Source organism: Streptomyces sp. CNT372, assembly GCF_000377145.1.
Genome location: NZ_KB897782.1, coordinates 162,704 through 181,221 on the forward strand (window position 1 = coordinate 162,704; position 18,518 = coordinate 181,221).

An 18,518-nucleotide genomic window follows, 5' to 3' on the forward strand; every position below is an offset into this window, starting at 1 on the left:
GGACATGACCTACGCGATCACCCAGACCTGCTGCAACGACGCCACCTGTGTGGCCGTCTGCCCGGTCAACTGCATCCACCCCACGCCGGACGAACGCGCCTTCGGCAGCACCGAGCTGCTCCACATCGACCCGAAGTCCTGCATCGACTGCGGCGCCTGCGCCGACGCCTGCCCGGTCGACGCGATCTTCCCCGTGGACAGCCTCCGCCCCGAACTGCGGGAGTACGCGCAGATCAACGCGGCCTGGTACGAGGACCGGCCCGCCGCCGACCCGGAGCCCGGGGGCCCCAACTTCCACGCCTGGGGCGAGCCCTCCTTCCCGCGCAGCCTGCCGTCCGACTTCGGCCCGATCCGGGTCGCGGTCGTCGGCACCGGCCCGGCCGGGATGTACGCGGCGGAGGACCTGCTGCTGCACACCGGCGCCGAGGTCACCCTGATCGACCGGCTGCCGGTGGCCGGCGGGCTGGTGCGGTACGGCGTGGCGCCCGACCACCCGGCGACCAGAAGGGTCGGGGAGACCTTCGCCCGCTTCCACCGCCACCCCCGGGTGCGCATGTACCTGGGGCTCGCGGTCGGCCGGGACGTCTCGGCCGAGGAGATCGCGGCCCACCACGACGCCGTGGTGTACGCGGTCGGCGCCGGTGCCGACCGCCGCCTGGGGATCCCCGGCGAGGACCGCCCCGGCGTCCTCTCCGCGACCGCCTTCGTCGCCTGGTACAACGCCCACCCGGAGGTCGCCCCGGACACGGTCGGCCTCGACACGGAACGGGTGGTGGTGGTCGGCAACGGCAACGTCGCCCTGGACGTCGCCCGCATCCTCGTCGCCGGTCCGCAGGCGCTGGCCGGCACGGACATCGCGGAACACGCCCTGGCGGCGCTGCGGGACTCGGCGGTACGGGAGGTGGTGGTGCTCGGACGGCGCGGCCCCGAGGACGCGGCCTGCACCCGGTCCGAACTGCTGGCACTGCGTCATCTGCCGGACGTGGAGCTGGTCGTGGACGACCACGATCCGCGGATCGGGGCGGCGATCGACTCCGCCGCCCCGGGCAGCAAGGCGGCGGTGCTGCGGGACGTGCCCCGGGAGCGGGTCGACTGGTCCGGCTCGCCGGGCCCGCGGCGGCGCATCGTGCTCCGCTTCCACTCGGCGCCGGTGGCCGCCCTCGGCGGCGACAACGACGAGCGCGGGCCGGCTGCCGGCACGGGCGGGGCCGCTCCCGCGCCCGATGACGCGGGCGGGGCCGCCCCGGCGGCCGGTTCCGGGGCAGCGCTGCGGGCCGTGGCCGTCGGGGACGGCGCCCACGGCGAGCGGGAGATCCCGGCGGGCCTGCTGCTGCGGGCGGTCGGCTACCGGGGCGAGCCGGTCCCCGGGCTGCCGTTCGACGAGGACCGGGGCACCGTCCCGCATGACGGCGGCCGGGTGGCCGGGATGCCGGGCACGTATGTCGCCGGCTGGATCAAGCGCGGGCCCTCGGGCGGGATCGGCGCCAACCGGACCTGCGCGGCCGAGACCGTCGGCACCCTGCTGGCGGACGCGGTGGCCGGGGCACTGCCGGAACCGACGGGCTCGGCCGGCAAGTTCCGCCGCCTCGCCCGCCGGCGCAACCGTGACCTGGTCGACGCCCGCGGGCTCGCCGTGATCGAGCGGACCGAGGTGGACCGGGGCCGCCGGGAGGGCCGGCCGCGGGTGAAGCTGGCGACGGTGGAGGAGCTGGTGGCTGCGGCCCGGGCGAAGGGGCCGTGGCGGCTGACCCGTTGAGCGGACCGGTCCCCGGGGCGGGCGGGAGGGGCCCCGGGCCCGGGGCCCCTCCCGCCGTCGCACCCCGCCCCGCTGCTGCGCCCGATCGGGTGAAGCGGTCCGCGCCCGGCCAGGGGGCGGCCGGGTCGGTGTCAGGCTTGGCCGGATCCGTTCGCACACCCGGTCCCCGTGGAATCCCGCACGGGCCACCGGCGTTGAGGGTGCAGTACGTCTCAGAGAAGGAGTGTCACCGTGGCCCTGTCCCGTGAAGAGCGTGAGCAGTTCCTCGCCGAGCCCCATGTGGCCGCACTGGCGGTGGACGCGGGAGAGAAGGGCGACCGTGCCCCGCTGACCGTGCCGATCTGGTACCAGTACGCGCCGGGCGGCGATGTGTGGATCATGACGGGCCGGGACTCCCGCAAGGGCCGGCTCATCGCGGAGGCGGGCCGCTTCACGCTGATGACCGACCGGCTGGAGCCGACGATCCGCTATGTGTCGGTGGAGGGCCCGGTCATCGCCACCGAGGAGGCCACCCGGGAGCAGCTCACCGAGATCTCCGCCCGCTATCTGCCGCCGGAGAAGGTGGCGGGCTATGTGGAGTTCGCCTGGGCGAACCACGGGGAGCAGGTCGTGATCCGCATGCGCCCCGAACGGTGGGTCAGCTCGGACCTCGGCTCCGTCTGACGTCACGGGGGCGTGGCCCCGCCCCACCGCGCGACCGGGCGCGGCGAGCCCTGGTCCCGCCGCGCCGGCGCCCGGCCCGTGTGACGTCAGCCCGCCGCGTCCAGCAGGACGCCGGCCAGTTCCTCCGGCCGGGAGAACATCGGCCAGTGCCCCGTTTCCATCTCGACCAGCCGCCAGCGCTCGCCCGTCAGCAGCTCCGCCACGTCGGGCGTGGGCTCCGGGCCGTCGAGGAGGCATTTGACGTAGGTCGCGGGCAGCTCGCCCAACGGCCGTGCCAGCACGGCCGTTTCGGTCAGACTGGCGCCGGGGTGCGCAGTGGCCCGCTCCAGGAAGCGGGCGATCTGCTCCGCCGTCAGGTCCTGTCCCTCGAACTCCTCCGGCCCCGGCGGCGCCCAGTCGCCGCCGTCGGCGGCGAGCCGTGCCTCGAAGGCCGTCCGCCCCTCCCACCACGCGGAGGCGAAGGACTCCCCCTCGGCGGGCACCCCGGCGTCCACGAAGACGACGCGGGCGAGCCGGTCCCCGATCAGGGCGGCGGCCTGGCCCACGGGGATGCCCGAGCAGCTGTGGCCGACCAGGACCACGTCCCGCAGATCGCCGCCCTCGATCTCGCCGGTGATGTCCCGCACATGGGTCCGCTGACCCGCCGGGCCGCCGGCCCCGTGCTTCTCCGCGACGCCCGAGAGCGTCAGCGGGTGCGCCCCGTGGCCGGCCGCGCGCAGTGCGGGCACGACCGCGTCCCACGCCCAGGACCCCAGCCAGGCGCCCGGTACCAGTACGAATTCCGTCATGGCACGGCACGCTAGCCGAGGGCACCGACAACGGCCCCGCACGGCACGGGCATACGGCGCGACCTGCGGGTCCGCCCCTCGGCGGGGAGCGGATCCGGCCGTCCGGGAGCGGAGACCCTTGCGCCACCCTCGTGCCGGGGAGGGGTGACAAGGGTTTTCCCCGTATCGCGTTCACCTCGGGTTTTCCTACTGTCTGGCCACCGGCGGTTCCCGTTCCTCCCTGACCCGCGAGTCCACTGGACTTGCCTGTCAGGTTCATGAAGATCGGGTTTCGGCCGGTGTCGGTCCCACCCAGGGCCGACGTGCCGAGCGGCGGCGCGAGGGCTCACCCGGCCCGGGGAACCGTGGGTTGTCGCAACCCCCCACGCTGCGCCACGGTTCCCGCGCCGCCCGCCCGGACTCTCGAAACCGTCATTGAGAGGAACACCTTGAACGGTTCCAGGCGGAGACTCATAGCCATCGCGGCAGCGAGCGCCACGCTCGCCGGCGTAGCCGCGACGGCTCCCGTGGCGTTCGCCGCAGCGCCCATGGCTCCCGCACCCCAGCCCGCACCGGTCTCGCAGTCGATGACCACCCCGCCGTCGGCGCCGGTGGAGAAGGTCATCGTCACCTACAAGTCCGGTGCGGCCGAGGCCGCGTCCAACGCCGCGGCCGCCACCGACGCGAAGGCCAAGGCCGCCGAGACCGGTGAGCGCCTGTCCTTCGAGCGCCGGCTCGCCGGCGGGCCGGCCCTCGTCGACCTCGGCGGGGAGAAGTCCACCAAGGACGTCGCCGACGTGATGGCGGCCTTCCGGGCCGACCCGTCCGTCGCCTCGGTGGAGCCCGACATCCGCGCCTACGCGATGGCGGCCGCTCCCGACGACACCGAATACCCCCGGCAGTGGGACCTGTTCGAGGCGACGGGCGGCATGAACGTCCCGTCCGCCTGGGACAAGACCACGGGCAGCGGTGTCACCGTCGCCGTCATCGACACCGGCTACGCGGCCCACTCGGACCTCGCCGCCAACGTCGTGAACGGCTACGACTTCATCTCCAGCTCGGCCGACGCCCGCGACGGCAACGGCCGCGACAGCAACGCCAAGGACGAGGGCGACTGGAACGCCACCGACGGCGAGTGCGGCCTCGGTTCCAAGGCGAGCAACTCCTCCTGGCACGGCACGCATGTCGCGGGCACCATCGCGGCGGCGACCGGCAACGGCAAGGGTGTCGCGGGCATCGCGTACGACGCGAAGATCCAGCCCATCCGGGTGCTCGGCAAGTGCGGCGGCTCCTCCGCCGACATCGCCGACGCCATCACCTGGGCCTCCGGCGGGTCCGTGCCGGGCGTCCCGGCCAACCCGACCCCGTCGAAGGTGATCAACCTCAGCCTGGGCGGCGCCAGCAGCACCTGCCCGAGCGTCTACCAGAACGCCATCAACGGTGCCGTCCAGCGCGGCAGCACGGTGGTCGTCGCGGCGGGCAACAGCAACGCGAACGCCTCCGGATTCACTCCCGCGAACTGCGCCAACATCATCAACGTGGCGTCGACCAGCCGCGAGGGGAATCGTTCCTTCTACTCCAACTTCGGCACCTCGATCGACGTCTCGGCCCCCGGTGGCGAGACCCGTCGCGGCACCGACACCCCGGGCACCGTGACCACCCCCGAGAACGGGATCTGGTCCACGCTGAACGCGGGCACGACCACACAGGGCGCCGAGAACTACAAGCCCTACCAGGGCACTTCGATGGCGGCCCCGCACATCGCCGGTCTCGCCGCACTGCTGAAGTCGGCCAAGCCCGCGCTCACCCCGGCCGAGATCGAGTCCGCGATCAAGGCCAACGCCCGTCCGCTGCCCGGCACCTGCTCCGGCGGCTGCGGCGCCGGTATCGCCGACGCCGCCAAGACCGTGAACGCGGTCACCGGCGGCGGCACCACGCCGGGCGGCAATGTGTTCACGAACGCGACCGACGTCACGATCCGCGACCACTCGACGGCCACCTCGTCGATCTCCGTCACGGGCCGTACGGGCAACGCCCCGGCCGCGCTCAGGGTCGACGTGGACATCAAGCACACCTGGCGCGGTGACCTGGTCATCGACCTGGTCGCCCCGGACGGCAGTGTGCGCAACCTGAAGACCTCGTCCGGCTCGGACAGCGCCGACGACGTCCTCGCCACCTACACGGTCAACGCCTCCACGGTGCCCGCCAACGGCACCTGGCAGCTCCGGGTCCGCGATGTGGCCTCGGGTGACACCGGCTGGATCGACTCCTGGAGCCTGACCTTCTGACCTGGCACGAACCAGTATCACCGCAGGTCATCAGCGCGCCCCCGGCTTCGGCCGGGGGCGCGCGCCCGTGCCCGCAAGTCCGTACCTGTCCGTATGCCGGACATCGGGCCTCGACGACGGGGGCAGGCTTCGTATCCTCGGGTCGAACGGGCAGGGGGCCCGCGCACCGGAAGGTGGTGGTCGGGCCGATGGAACCGGCGAAGTACCGCGCCGCGCCGGTCGGGCGCACGGACCTGCTCGCCCGGCTGGACCGGGTCCTCGCCAGCAGCGGGCGCGCCCTGCTCACCGGACCGCCCGGGGTGGGCAAGACCGAGGTGGCGCTCTCCGTGGCCGCCCGCGCCGAGGCACGCGGCGAAGCGGTCCTCTGGCTGACCGCGCTCCCCGCCGACCGGGACATCCCGGGCGCGGCGGCCGCCGGCCTGATAGCGACGGCGACTCTCACCCGCGAGGGCGCGGGCCCCGGTTCCCCGGACACGTCGGACGCGCGCTCCGGCACGGGCGGCACCGACCCCGGCACGGGCGGCGTCGGCTCCGGTCCCGGCGTCGGCTCCGGCTCCGGCTCCGGCTCCGGCTCCGGCTCCGGCTCCGGCTCCGGGGACGACATACTCGACGGCCTGCCGGGACCCCAGCGGGACGCCGTCGCCGTGCTGTGCCGCGAGGCCCCCATGCCGGACGACGGCTGGGACCCGGTCGCCCTGCGCCTCGCCCTCGCCCACGTCCTGCGCCGCCTGGCGGCCCGGGGACCGGCCCTGCTGGTGCTGGACGGCAACCAGTTCATCGACCCGGCCAGCGCCGACCTGCTGCGCTTCGCCCTGCACCTCGCCCCGCCCGCGCTGCGCGCCCTCGCCGTGGACTCGCCGGGCGCTTACGCGGCCCCGCCCGCCGGCCGGGCACCGCACACCGGGAAGCCGCTGTGGGAGCCGTCGGAGGCGGACGTGGTGAACGTCCCGCCGCTGCACGCCGACGAGATCGCCGAGCTGCTGATCCACCACCGGCTGCCGTCCCGGATGGCCGGCCGCATCCACAAGGCGAGCGGCGGAAACCCCCGCCTCGCCCTCGCCGTCGGGCGCTCGCTCGCCGACGCCCGCACGCCCGTGCACCACGCCGAGTCGCTCTCCCTCTCGGGGCGCGCCCGCGACCTGGCCCGCGCGCTGCTCGGCGCGGTCCCCGAGGAGGTCCGGGGCACCCTGCTGCTCGCCGCGCTGGCGCTGCGCCCCTCGGCGACGCTGATCCGCCGGGCGGGCCGGCCGACCGCCGAGGCGGATCTCGCCGCCGCCGAGCGGGCCTCCCTGATCCGGCTGACCGAGGACGGCCGGGTCGCGTTCTGTGCCGGCCTGTTCCCGTCCACCCTGGTCCACGACGCCTGCTGGACCGAGCGCAGCAGCGGGCACGCGGCCCTCGCGGCGGTCGTGGACGACCCGGTGGAGGCGGTACGGCACCGGGCGCTGGCCACGGACGTGCCCGACGAACGGCTGGCGGCCGAGGTGTCGGCGGCCGTGGCGACCGCCCGGCGGCGCGGCAACAGCACCCTCGCCGCCGAACTCGCCCTGCTCGCCGCCGAGTCGACACCCGGACTGCACGGGGACCGGCGCATCGCCCGGCTGGTGGACGCGGCCGGGGAGGGGGCCCGCGCCGCCCGCGCGGACCTCGCGATGCGCGCGGCGACCGACCTCCTCGCGCGGGACGCCTCCCCGGGCGACCGGGTGCGCGCCCGCCTGGCCGTCCTGGACACGGCGGGCCAGGGCCTGAGCGGACTGGACGAGATCTACGCGCACGCGATGGAGGACTCGGAGGGCGACACGGCCCTGCGCGCGGGGGTGCTGCTGCGCCTCGCCATGAAGTACGTGCTCGCGGACGGCGACCCGGTGCGCTCCCGGGCGGCGGCCGTCGAGTCGGCGGCGCTGGCCGCGTCCGCCGGCGACGACGACACGGCGGCGAAGGCGCTCACCGTGCAGGCCCGGATGGACCGTTTCCTCGGCTCCCAGGACGCCGAGGCGGTGCTCGCCCGGGCCCGCGCCCTGGAGGAAGGCAAGGACCCTCTCGGCGTGCGCAACGCGGCCCGGATCCTGACGATCCGTCACGCTCTCTTCGACGACCGGCTGGCCGAGGCGCGCGAGCAACTGGGCACCCTTCTTCCGCTGGTGGAGCGGCGCGGTTCGGTCGAGGACGCCATCGAGCTGTTCCGGACCCTGGCCGAGGTCGAGGCCCGACAGGGCCGCTGCGCCGACTCCCTGGCGCACGCGGGCCGTTCACTGGCGCTGACCCTGGAGGCGGGCCTCTCCCCCGGGCCCGCCTGGTACGCGCTGGCCCTGGCGGAGACCGCGGGCGGCAGCTTCGCCCGCGCCGCCAGTTACGCCCGCCGGAGCGTGCGCGCCTCGGAGGAGGAGGGCGACCATGTCTTCCTCTCCCGCAGCCTCTACGCCCTCGGCCGGGTGCAGTTGCTCACCGGCGACGTCACCAGCGCCCTGGAGACCCTGCGCCGGGTCCAGTCGGGCGAGCGGGAGCAGGGGGCGGTGGACCCGTCGATGCTGCGCTGGCACGAGGAGCTGGCCGAGGCCCTGGTGGCGGGCGACTCCCTGGACGAGGCGGCCGCACTGCTGCACGAGGTCCGCCCGGTGGCGCGCCGCCTCGGCCGCGCGACCGTGCTGCTCGGCTGCGACCGCGCCGAGGCGCTGCGCCTCGCGGCCGGCGGCCGGGTGGACGAGGCGGCCGACCTGCTGACCTCGGTCGCCGCGGCGTACGAGGCGGCGTCGCTGCCGCTGGAGCAGGGCCGGGCCCTGATCGCCCTGGCGCGCGTGGAACGCCGGCGTCGCCGCCGCTCCCCCGCGGCCGGCGCCCTGGCCGCCGCGTCGGCCGTCTTCGAACGGGCCGGGGCCGCGCCCTGGTTGGCCCTCGCCTCCGAGCACCCGACGACGGCCACGGAACCGGTCGCCGCGGGCGCGGCGGGCGCGCTCTCCGCCCTGACCGACGCGGAACTGCGCCTGGCCCAGCTGGTGGGCCAGGGCGCGAGCAACCAGGAGGCGGCGGCCAAGCTGTTCCTGAGCGTCAAGACGGTCGAGGCCCGCCTCACCCGCATCTACCAGAAACTGGACGTCCGCTCCCGGGCCCAGCTCGCGACGGCGCTCAACGGCTGAGCCGGGGCGGGGCGTTGCGTTGCGAGCGTCACGTGCTGCGACCGGACCCGGATACGGATACGGATACGGATACGGATACAAGCGAAGGCCGTGCGGGTGATCTCCGCACGGCCTTCGCCGGTGACTCCTACGAGTCGGGACGACAGGATTTGAACCTGCGACCCCTTGACCCCCAGTCAAGTGCGCTACCAAGCTGCGCCACGTCCCGGTGTCCTGTTGACCTGGGGTTTCCCCCGGCCGAACACGCAAGAGAAACCATACAACACTCTGTCCGGGCCCCGATGCGAGGTGGTTCGGGGCCGGGCGGGGGCCGGGGGGACCGGCGCGGGACAATGGAGGCCATGGACGGCATGGACGGCATGAAGGACAGGGACCGCGACACCGAGGGCAGGGCGCGCAACGCCCGCCCCCGGGACGGGCTCGGGCGGCCGCTGCCGTACGGGGCCGCCGGGGTGGCACGGCAGCCGGAGGGGGTGGAGCGCCCGCCGGCCGAGACACTGGCGGAGGCGCAGCGGCTGCTGGACGCGGGGATGCCCTTCCACGCCCACGAGGTGTTCGAGGACGCGTGGAAGTCCGGGCCCGAGGAGGAGCGGGACCTGTGGCAGGGGCTGGCGCAGCTCGCCGTCGGCCTCACGCACGCCGCACGCGGCAACACCGGGGGCGGCGCGCGGCTGCTGCGCCGGGGCGCGGACCGGATCGCCGGCCGGCCGGACCCGTACGGCATCGACATCCGGGGCCTGCGGCGGTGGGCGGAGGAGCTGGCGGGGCGGGTGGCGGCGGATACGGGACGGCCCGCGCCGCCGGTGGACCCGGTGGCCGAGGCGCCCCGGCTGACGGGCGGCGGAGCCCCGGTCACGAGCTGACGGGCTGCGGGGGGCCGGTCACGGACTGACGGGCGGTGGCTGAATCCAAGGGGCCGGGCGGCGGTCTAGCCGCTCGGCGTGCCCCGGTCCGTCAGGAGCTCCCGCAGGACCTCCGCATGGCTGGTGTCCAGGTCCTTGGACGCCGTCAGCAGGGTCACCGGACGGTCCGCCACCACCGCACGCAGCGTGCGCAGCGCGTCCGCCGCCGGCGGCTCGGCCAGCTCCTGCTCGTAGCGGCGCCGGAACTCGCCGAACTCCCCGTCCGGGCCGTGGTACCAGCGCCGCAGTTCCGTGGACGGGGTGAGCGCCTTGGGCCATTCGTCCAGCCGGGCGCGGGTCTTAGCGAGGCCGCGGGGCCAGAGGCGGTCGACGAGGACGCGTACGCCGTCGTCGTCGGAGGGGTCCTCGTAGACCCTGCGGATTCTGACCGTGCCGGGCTGTCGCGTCATGCCTCCAGGGTCACCGGCCGGGCTCGGGGCTGCTAGCGGGGCAGGCGGCGGGCAGGCCGAGGGCCGGGAAGAGGACGGCCTCGACGAATCCGGGGAGGGAGCCGGTCCGCCCGAGGCGGTCCTCGAAGAGGCGCTCGACGCGCAGGAGGCCGAGGAAGCAGGGGGCGACATGGCCGATGGCCGGGTTGTCGGCGGCGATCTCCCCGCGTGCGACGGCCCGGTCCAGGATCGCGTCCAGGGCCGCGACCTCCGGGTCGATGACCGTCGCCCGCAGGGCCGCGCGCAGGTCCGGGTGCTGGAGGTATGCCTGGCCGACGGCCTCCATCAGTTCGGCGTCCCGCCCCCGGTGGTCCGACGCGACCCTGGCCGCCTCGCGCAGATCACCGGCGAGCGACCCGGTGTCGATGCCGCCGAAGAAGACGCAGCGGCTGCGGTCGAGAGCCGCGGTGACGAGCTGCGGCTTGGTCTTCCACTGCCGGTAGAGGGTGGCCTTCCCGCACTTGGTGCGGGCCGCGACGCCCTCCATGGTGACGGCGTCGTACCCGCCCTCGCGCAGCAGGTCGAGAACGGCCGCGTACAGCTCCTGCTCCCGCTCGGGCGTGATCCTGCTGCGGCGGGCGGCGGCGGTGGCGGCCTGCGTGGACATCGGTTCCCTTCCCTTTCGGACGGCCCCCGGACGGGCTCGTCCGACGGGCCCGTCGGACGGGCTCCTTCGGACGGATCCTTCCGACCACTCCTCCGACCACTCCTCCGGGCGGTCCGCGGGCGGTCCGGGCGTGATCCGGGGCGACTCGGACAGGACCGGCCGCCGCACATCCGAGAGTAGGGTCCGCACATTCGAGACGCAAACGTATCGAGACGTTTGCGTCTCGATAATTTCGGATCTACGCTTCTTCCGTTTGCTGTCGCTTCTCCGGGTGTTCCCGGAAGATTCCGGTCGATCCGGGTGATGGAGGAGCCGCCATGGCTGCCGGGACAGGTCCCGCGATACCGGGGACGGACACTGCCCGCCGGCCACCACTGCTGCGCGAACTCGCCCTGGTGACCGTGCTGTTCCTCCTCTACAAGCTGGGCCGTCTGCTGGCGAACGGCCACCGGGAGCGGGCCATGGCCAACGCCGACGGCGTCTGGCGCGTGGAACGGCTGCTGGGTCTGCCCGACGAGGGGCTGGTGCAGCAACTCCTGCTGCACGGCGAACCCCTGGTGCGCGCGGCGAACGTCTACTACGCGACCGTGCACTTCCCGGCCACCGCCGCCTTCCTGGTCTGGCTGTATCTGCGGCGTCCCGCGCACTACCGGTGGGCCCGCCGGGCGCTCGCGGGTCTGACGGCGGCCGCCCTGGTGCTCCACCTGGTGGTGCCGCTCGCCCCGCCGCGGATGCTGGCGGCGGCCGGCCTGATGGACACCGCGCAGGTCTACGGCCCCTCCGTCTACAGCGCCGGGCCCGAGACGGACACCTTGGCCAACCAGTTCGCGGCGATGCCGTCCCTGCACGTCGGATGGGCGCTGATGGTCGCGGTCGGCCTGGTCCGCGCGACCCGGGGGCGGTGGCGTGTGCTGTGGCTCGCGCACCCCCTGCTCACCCTCTTCGTGGTCGTCGGCACGGCGAACCACTACTGGCTGGACGCGCTGGTCGCGGCGGCCCTCCTCGGGGCGGTGCTGCTCCTGCTGCCCGCACCCGTGCACGCCGGGGCCCCGGTTCCGCCGCGGCGCGCCGGGGTGCCGCCCCCGCGCGGACCGGACACGGCACCGGACACGGCACCGGAGGCCGTTTCGGCGGCCGGGTCGGCGGCCGTGCCCGGGCGCGCCCCGGCGGGGAGCGTGCCCCGGTGAACGGCGTCCTCGCCGCGGTCCTGCTGTCGCTGCTCTCCGCCGCCGGGTACGCGTACGCCGCCGTCACCCAGTCCCGGCTGGCCGCCGAGGCCGCCCCCGGGCGCGGGGGGCTGCGCGGCCTGTTCGTGCGCCCGCTGTGGTGGCGGGCGGTGGGGTTGAACGCGGCCGGCGCGCTCGCCCATGTCGGGGCGCTGCACTGCGGACCGCTGGTCCTGGTCCAGCCGCTGGGGGCGCTGACCCTGGTCGCCGCGCTGCCGCTGGCGGCGCGGCGGGCCCACCGCCGGGTGAACCGCACCGAGTGGCGCGGGGCGCTGGCCACCCTGGCGGGGCTCGGCGCGCTGGTCGCCGTGACCGGACCGGCGACGCCGGGCGACGCGCTCACCGTGACGGAGGCGTTGGTGGTGACGAGCGCCGCCGTGCTCCTGATCGCCGTCCTCGCGCACGGCCGGGGTCTCGGCCACGCCACGGCCTCGGGGATCGCGGCCGGGGTGGCGTCGGCGCTCACCCAGACCGTGACGGCGGCCCTGACGCGCGCGCTGCCCGGCGGTGCGCCGGCCTGGTGGCAGGCCGCCCTGGTCGCGGTGCTCGTCGCCGCGTTCGCGGTGGGCGGGCTGCTGCTGTCCCAGGCCGCGTACCGGGGCGGGCTGGCCGCGCCGCTGGCCCTGGTGAACCTGTCGAATCCGGCGGCCGCGGCGGTGATCGGCGTGGCGCTGCTCGGCGAGTCGTTCCGGGGCGGGGCCTGGGGCTGGTCGGCGGCGGTCGCCTCGGCGGCCCTGGCGGCGCGCGGGGTGGTGCTGCTGACCCGGGGCGGCGCTCAGCGGGCTCCGTCCGGCACGGCCCGTCCCTCCGCCGCAGCCGAGGTGCCCCGCCCGTCCGTCGTGGCGGCCGCCGGGGATTCCCGGGCACTCCCGGCGGTGGGGCGTGAGCCGGAGTGCGAACGCGTGCCGCCGGCCCGGCCGGGTGTGCGGCCGCCGGTGCCGGTACCCACCCGGCCGGCCTGAGCCCGGCGGCCGGGCCCGGGGCCCGTCAGACCCGTGACGACCCCGGCCCGGGCCCGTCAGACCGTGACGACCTTGATGCCCGCGTCCTTCAGCCGCGCGGCGACCTCCGCCGGGACCGCCGTGTCCGTGACGAGCACGTCGATGCTCTCCAGGCCGCAGATCCGGGCGAAGGCGCGGCGGCCCATCTTGGACGAGTCGGTCACGACGACGACCCGTCGCGCCCGCTCGGCGAACAGGCGGCTGATGCTCGCCTCGTCCTCCTGATGCGTCATCACGCCCAGCGCGGGGTCGATGCCGTCGACGCCGAGGACGGCGACGTCGAGGACGACCTCGTTCAGCACCCCGCCGGTCAGCGGACCGACGAGCTCATAGGTCTGGGGGCGCGCCACCCCGCCGGTGACCACGATCTTGATCTGGGGGCGGACGGCGAGTTCCCCGGCGATGTTGAGGGCGTTGGTGACGACGGTGAAAGCCGGCCCGGCCGCGTCCGGTGACTCGCGGCGGGCGCTGCCGACGCGCAGGGCGAGGGCGCGGGCGACCTCGGTGGTGGTGGTGCCGCCGTTCAGCCCCACCACCTCGCCCTCGGCGACGAGTTCGCTCACCGCGGCGGCGATGCGCTGCTTCTCGGAGGCGTGCCGGGAGGACTTGTAGCGCAGCGGGAGTTCATAGGAGACGCCGTGCGCGACGGCCCCGCCCCGGGTGCGCACCAGCATCTGCTGCTCGGCGAGTTCGTCCAGGTCACGGCGGATGGTGGCGGGCGAGACCGCGAGGGTGGCGGCGGCCTCCTCGACCTCGAGCCGGCCCGCGGCGGCCAGCAGCTCCAGAAGGGCGTTCCACCGCTCGTGCTTGGACATGTACCGGACTCCTTCAGGACCTGGGACTGCGCACCGACACGCTATCCGCCGCCCTCCGCCCCTCGGGCCCTGGACCCCGGGACGGGTTCTGCTGAATACTGCACCCATCGCATCATGCGCATACCTGCTTGAACTTGCCGCTTTTCTCGCAGCTTCACGCACAAGGAGTCTCCTGAAGATGACAGCCACGCCGTCGCCCGCCTCCTCGTCCCCCGGTACGGCCAGGCCCTCAGCCGGGCCCTCTGCCGGGCCCTCGTTCACGGAGGCGGAGATCGCGTCGCAGCCCGCGTGCTGGCGGCGCGCCGCCGCCCTGCTGCCCGAGGTCGCCGGGGTGCTGCCGAAGCCGGGTGAGCGGGTCGCGGTCGTCGGCTGCGGCACCTCGTGGTTCATCGCCCAGTCCTACGCGGCGCTCCGCGAGGCCGGGGGCGCGGGCCACACCGACGCCTTCGCCGCCTCCGAGTACCCCTTCGGCCGTCGCTACGACCGGGTCCTGGCCCTCACCCGGTCCGGCACCACCACCGAGGTGCTGGACCTCCTCGCCCGCGTCCGGGAGCACACCCCCACGACCGCGATCACCGCCGACCCCGCCACCCCGGTCGCGGGCGCCGCCCACGAGACCCTGCCGCTGGCCTTCGCCGACGAACGCTCCGTCGTACAGACCCGGTTCGCCACCACCGCGCTCGCCCTGCTCCGCGCCCACCTGGAGGCGGACGGCACCGCCCCGGCCGGCCTCGTCCCGCTCGCCACCGCCGCCGGCCACGCCGAGGACGCCCTCGCCGAACCCCTGGTCGCAGCGCTCACCGAGGCCGAGCAGGTCACCTTCCTGGGCACCGGGTGGACGTACGGGCTCGCCCTCGAAGCGGCCCTCAAGATGCGCGAGGCGGCCGGCGCCTGGACCGAGGCGTACCCGGCGATGGAGTACCGGCACGGCCCGGTCGCCGTCACCGCCCCCGGCCGCGCCGTCTGGACGCTGGGCCCCGTCCCGCCCGGGCTGGACGCCGACATCCGCGCGGCCGGCGGCCACCACAGCCACCATCCGGGCCGCGACCCGCTCGCCGACCTGGTCCGCGCCCAGCGGCTCGCCGTGCACCGGGCCCGTGCCCACGGCCACGACCCGGACACGCCGCGCAACCTCACCCGGTCCGTGGTCCTGGACGCGGACCGTGCCTGACAGCCGGGCCGCCGTCCGCGCTCCCGTACGACCACCCCTGCCGGAGGACCTCGATGCCCCTCACCCCCACTGACGCCGTGCTGCGCGCCGCCGCCGAGGCCGGGACGGGCGTCGGCGCGTTCAATGTGGTGCAGCTCGAACACGCCGAGGCGATCGTCGCGGGCGCCGAGGCCGCCGGGCTGCCGGTGATCGCGCAGATCAGCGAGAACACCGTCCGCTACCACGGCTCCCTCGCCCCGATCGCGCTGGCGGTGCTGGCGCTGGCCCGCGCGGCGGCGGTCCCCGTCGCCGTGCACCTGGACCACGCGGAGTCCGAGTCGCTGGTCGACGAGGCGCTCGCGCTCGGCTTCACCTCGGTCATGTTCGACGCCTCGAAGCTGCCCTACGAGGAGAACGTCGCCCGGACCCGGGCGACGGCCGCCCGCTGCCACGCCCACGGCGTGCACATCGAGGCCGAACTCGGCGAGATCGGCGGCAAGGACGGCGCGCACGCCCCCGGGGTCCGCACCGACCCCGCCGAGGCGCGGGCGTTCACCGCCGCGACCGGGGTCGACGCGCTGGCCGTGGCGGTCGGCAGTTCGCACGCGATGCAGACCCGGGACGCGGTCCTGGACCTCGACCTGGTGGCCCGGCTGGCGGCGGCCGTCCCCGTCCCGCTGGTGCTGCACGGCTCCTCGGGAGTGGACGACGAGGGGCTGGTGCGCGCGGTGGCCGCCGGTATGCGGAAGATCAACATAGCGACGCATCTCAACCGCACCTTCACCGGCGCCGCGCGCGCCGCCCTCGCGGCGGACGACCGCCTCTCGGATCCGCGCCGCTACCTCGGCCCGGCCCGGGAGGCGATGGCCGGGGAGGTGAGCCGCCTGCTCCGCGTCCTGCACGGCGACCGGGCCCCACTGCCCGCCTGACGCCACACGCCCTCGACCAGACCCCGGCCCTGCCCCGAACCACCCCGTACGACCCCGCCGCCCACCGGACCACCGGCCGCCGCCCCTCCGGCGGCCGGGACCCGCCCGGGACACGCCGTGGCATGTGCCGCCGTCCCGGTCCGACCCCGCCGACATTCGGTGACACTCCCGGCGTTCGCGGTACGGAGCGCCGCTTTCGCGGTGAAGGGGGCTGACGGGGGCCGCTTCCCGGGGCATCATCACCTTCTGCTCCCACTGGCTGCCGCCCGGAGCCGGGCGGCAGCATGGGTGTGTGGCGACGCGCGTCCGCGCACGGAGGCGGTACAGCTTGTGACCAGGCACGACTTTGCGTTCTGCGGGGCCGAGCTCGCCGCCGTCTATGTGCGGGCAGAGGGAGACGACGAGCTGCGGCTCGCGGAGGTGGCCGGGGACCGGGGCGGGACGTACGGGCTGCCGTCCGCCGTCGCCCTGTCCGGCCGCTCCCCCGCCACCGACGCCTTCCGCGGCGGACGCGCGGTCTGGCTCTCCCCGGCGGAGCGGGCCGCCTACGACACGGCCGTGCCGGACTCCGCGCCGCGCTACCTTTCCGGGTCCTGGCCGGCGTCGTTCTCCGTCGGCGCGATCCCGCTGGGCCAGGGGGCCCGGCCGCTGGGCTGCCTGCTGGTCGCGGGCGATGTCGGGAACGGTTTCGACGCCGACCGGCGCGGGCTGCTGGAGCTGTACGCGGACCAGGTGGCGGCCGGGCTGGAGGCGGCCACCGCGCGGACCGCCGGACGGGCGGAGACCCCGGGCGCGGTCGGGCACCCGCTCGTCCCGCTGCACGGCGGGGCGTTCACCCTCACCCCGGCCACCGGCACCCTGGACGCCGACGAGCGGATGCTGCGGCTCCTCGGCGTCGCCCCCGGCGAGTTCGACGGCCGGGCGGAGACCCTGCTGGCCCGGGCGGTGCCGGACGACGTGCCGGCGCTCATGGAGCTGGTGGAGCCGGGGAAGCTGCCGGCGGCCGGCACCCAACTCGCGTTCCGGGTCCGGCGGCCCGGAGGCGAGCTGCGCTGGCTCGGCGTGCGGTGCCGGCCGTGGACCGGGACGGGCGGGGCGCCGGACCGGATTCTCGGGGTGGTCGCGGACGCGGCGTATCTGCGTCCCACCAGCGACGACGTCGCCCTGGTGCAGGAGCTGTCCGCGCGGCTGGCGGGCGCCACCACGGTCCGGGAGGTGAGCCGGCTGGTGGTGGCCGCGCTGCGCGGGCCGCTGGGGGCGGACCGGATCGCGCTCGCGGAGCTGAAGGCGGACCGGCTGTTCGTCACCGTGCTCGACCCGCCCGACCACCACGCCTGGCCCCGCTCCTGGCAGTCCGAGTGGCGCTCGGAGTGGCCGGACGCCTCGTTCCACGCGCTGCCGACCCTCCAGAGCGCCCTGCGTGAGGGGCATATGAGCCTGTGGTCCTCGGCGGGCGGGCTGGAGGAGGGGCTGCGGGGCATCGGGCCGGGCGGTCTGGCGGTCCTGCCGCTGCCCGCGGAGGGCCGGATGGCCGGGGTGTGCCTGGTGGGGTGGGACGAGCCGCACACCTTCGTCCCCGAGGAGCGCTCGCTGCTGACGGCGGTCGCCGGGCTGGTCGGCCAGGCGCTGACCCGGGCGCACGCGCTGAACGCCGGGCACGAGCTGGCGACGATGCTCCAGCGCAGCCTGCTGCCGCGCAAACTGCCCCCGCTGCCGGGCGGGGTGGCGGTCGCCCGCTACCTCCCGGCGACCCGGGGGCTGGAGGTGGGCGGCGACTGGTACGACGTGATCCCGCTCGCCGACGGGCATGTGGCGCTGGTGATCGGCGACGTCCAGGGCCACAGCGCGGGCGCGGCGACCATCATGGGCCAGATGCGCACGGCGGTCCGCGCGTACGCGGTGGAGGGCCACCCGCCGGACGTGGTCATGGCGCGGGCGAACCGGCTGCTGGTCGGCATGGAGACGGACCTGTTCGCGACCTGTCTCTATGTCGACCTGGACATGGAGGAGGGTGAGGCGCGCTTCGTGCGGGCCGGGCATCTGCCGCCGGTGCTGCGGGACCCGGACGGCACGACCCGGGAGCCGGTGGTGGAGGGCGGCCCGCCGCTGGGGGTGGTCGCGGACGCGGAGTTCCCCATGACCGAGGCGGGGCTCGTCCCGGGCACCCTGCTGACCCTGCTGACCGACGGTCTGGTCGAGTCGGCGCAGCTGTCGCTGGAGGACGGGATGGCCCGGGTCCGGGAGTCCCTGGCCGCCGCGGACCCCGCCGACCCCGGCCGCGTCGCGGACGGACTGCTCGGCGACGGGAACGGGCGGGACGACGACGTGGCCGTGCTGCTGTTGCGCTACGACGGCACCCCGGCGCGCGCCCGGCGCACCCACTGGACGGTGTGGCGTCTGCCGGACGCGGTCCAGCACGCCCGCCGCTTCACGGCCCGCACCCTGCGGGCGTGGGGGGTGCGCGAGGAGGTGGACGTGGCGCTGCTGGTCGTGTCCGAGCTGGTGACGAACGCGATCGCGCACACCAAGGGCGAGGTCCGGCTCAATCTGGCCCTCTCCGGGGACCGCCTGCGCGTCTCCGTGAACGACGCCTCCCCGCGCAGCCCGGTCAAGCCGCAGGTCGAGTGGGACGCGACGGGCGGCCGGGGCCTGCTGATCGTGGAGGCGACGACGACGGCGTGGGGCGCCGTGCCGCTGAGCGGGGGCAAGCAGGTGTGGGCGGAGATCCCGGTGACACCGCCGGACGGGGCCTGACCGCCGGCGGGGCGGCGGCCGGTGGGTCAGCGGCCGGTGGGTCGGCGCGGTGCGCCGTCCCGGGGCCGGCGGGTCGG

The 18,518-nt window shown here is 75.7% G+C and carries 14 protein-coding genes and 1 tRNA gene; 10 read left to right on the top strand and 5 right to left on the bottom strand.

Going from position 1 to position 18,518, the window contains the following annotated elements:
• Positions 1 to 4: 4 nt before the first annotated feature.
• On the top strand, positions 5 to 1,756 hold the full coding sequence (locus tag C593_RS0115850; protein ID WP_018848282.1) for an FAD-dependent oxidoreductase: 1,752 nt from the start codon (positions 5 to 7) through the stop codon (positions 1,754 to 1,756).
• Positions 1,757 to 1,987: 231 nt separating this feature from the next.
• Complete coding sequence (locus C593_RS0115855) at positions 1,988 to 2,419, top strand: pyridoxamine 5'-phosphate oxidase family protein (RefSeq protein WP_018848283.1); 432 nt, start codon at positions 1,988 to 1,990, stop codon at positions 2,417 to 2,419.
• Between the two features lie 86 nt (positions 2,420 to 2,505).
• On the opposite strand, the gene C593_RS0115860 is transcribed toward C593_RS0115855, so the two are convergent.
• Entirely contained in the window at positions 2,506 to 3,207 is a 702-nt protein-coding gene (locus C593_RS0115860) for an alpha/beta hydrolase (RefSeq protein WP_018848284.1), read from the bottom strand.
• Positions 3,208 to 3,773: 566 nt separating this feature from the next.
• On the opposite strand from C593_RS0115860, the gene C593_RS0115870 reads away from it, so the two are divergent.
• Positions 3,774 to 5,474 carry a S8 family peptidase gene (locus C593_RS0115870; protein ID WP_026277737.1) on the top strand — a complete coding sequence of 567 codons (1,701 nt, stop codon included), beginning with the start codon at positions 3,774 to 3,776 and terminating at the stop codon, positions 5,472 to 5,474.
• Between the two features lie 188 nt (positions 5,475 to 5,662).
• Positions 5,663 to 8,608 carry a LuxR family transcriptional regulator gene (locus C593_RS0115875; RefSeq protein ID WP_018848287.1) on the top strand — a complete coding sequence of 982 codons (2,946 nt, stop codon included), beginning with the start codon at positions 5,663 to 5,665 and terminating at the stop codon, positions 8,606 to 8,608.
• A gap of 134 nt (positions 8,609 to 8,742) precedes the next feature.
• On the opposite strand, the gene C593_RS0115880 is transcribed toward C593_RS0115875, so the two are convergent.
• A tRNA-Pro gene (locus C593_RS0115880) sits at positions 8,743 to 8,816 on the bottom strand.
• Between the two features lie 133 nt (positions 8,817 to 8,949).
• Here C593_RS0115880 and C593_RS0115885 point away from each other — a divergent pair.
• Entirely contained in the window at positions 8,950 to 9,471 is a 522-nt protein-coding gene (locus tag C593_RS0115885) for a DUF309 domain-containing protein (RefSeq protein WP_158686857.1), read from the top strand.
• A gap of 65 nt (positions 9,472 to 9,536) precedes the next feature.
• On the opposite strand, the gene C593_RS0115890 is transcribed toward C593_RS0115885, so the two are convergent.
• Together C593_RS0115890 and C593_RS0115895 are read right to left on the bottom strand one after the other, a co-directional pair.
• Positions 9,537 to 9,920 carry a DUF488 family protein, N3 subclade gene (locus C593_RS0115890; protein WP_018848289.1) on the bottom strand — a complete coding sequence of 128 codons (384 nt, stop codon included), beginning with the start codon at positions 9,918 to 9,920 and terminating at the stop codon, positions 9,537 to 9,539.
• Positions 9,921 to 9,930: 10 nt separating this feature from the next.
• Complete coding sequence (locus tag C593_RS0115895) at positions 9,931 to 10,566, bottom strand: TetR/AcrR family transcriptional regulator (RefSeq protein WP_018848290.1); 636 nt, start codon at positions 10,564 to 10,566, stop codon at positions 9,931 to 9,933.
• Positions 10,567 to 10,883: 317 nt separating this feature from the next.
• Between C593_RS0115895 and C593_RS29860 the strand changes: the two genes are divergently transcribed.
• Positions 10,884 to 11,753 (top strand): phosphatase PAP2 family protein, encoded by an 870-nt coding sequence (locus C593_RS29860; protein WP_051093706.1) that lies wholly within the window; start codon positions 10,884 to 10,886, stop codon positions 11,751 to 11,753.
• Positions 11,750 to 12,754, top strand: a complete 1,005-nt coding sequence (locus tag C593_RS29865; protein WP_018848292.1) for a DMT family transporter — start codon at positions 11,750 to 11,752, stop codon at positions 12,752 to 12,754. Before C593_RS29860 ends, C593_RS29865 begins: the two co-directional genes overlap by 4 nt.
• A 56-nt stretch (positions 12,755 to 12,810) precedes the next feature.
• Here the strand turns inward: C593_RS29865 and C593_RS0115910 are convergent, their stop codons facing one another.
• Entirely contained in the window at positions 12,811 to 13,608 is a 798-nt protein-coding gene (locus C593_RS0115910) for a DeoR/GlpR family DNA-binding transcription regulator (protein WP_018848293.1), read from the bottom strand.
• 178 nt (positions 13,609 to 13,786) lie between these two features.
• Here C593_RS0115910 and C593_RS0115915 point away from each other — a divergent pair, with 178 nt between their 5' ends.
• The 3 genes from C593_RS0115915 to C593_RS0115925 all read left to right on the top strand — a co-directional run bounded on the left by C593_RS0115915 (position 13,787) and on the right by C593_RS0115925 (position 18,441).
• Positions 13,787 to 14,779 carry an SIS domain-containing protein gene (locus C593_RS0115915; RefSeq protein WP_018848294.1) on the top strand — a complete coding sequence of 331 codons (993 nt, stop codon included), beginning with the start codon at positions 13,787 to 13,789 and terminating at the stop codon, positions 14,777 to 14,779.
• A gap of 53 nt (positions 14,780 to 14,832) precedes the next feature.
• The gene (locus tag C593_RS0115920; RefSeq protein ID WP_018848295.1) at positions 14,833 to 15,687 is read left to right on the top strand and encodes a class II fructose-bisphosphate aldolase; all 855 of its coding nucleotides are present in this window, start codon (positions 14,833 to 14,835) and stop codon (positions 15,685 to 15,687) included.
• A gap of 330 nt (positions 15,688 to 16,017) precedes the next feature.
• Positions 16,018 to 18,441 carry a SpoIIE family protein phosphatase gene (locus tag C593_RS0115925; protein WP_018848296.1) on the top strand — a complete coding sequence of 808 codons (2,424 nt, stop codon included), beginning with the start codon at positions 16,018 to 16,020 and terminating at the stop codon, positions 18,439 to 18,441.
• Positions 18,442 to 18,518: the final 77 nt, after the last annotated feature.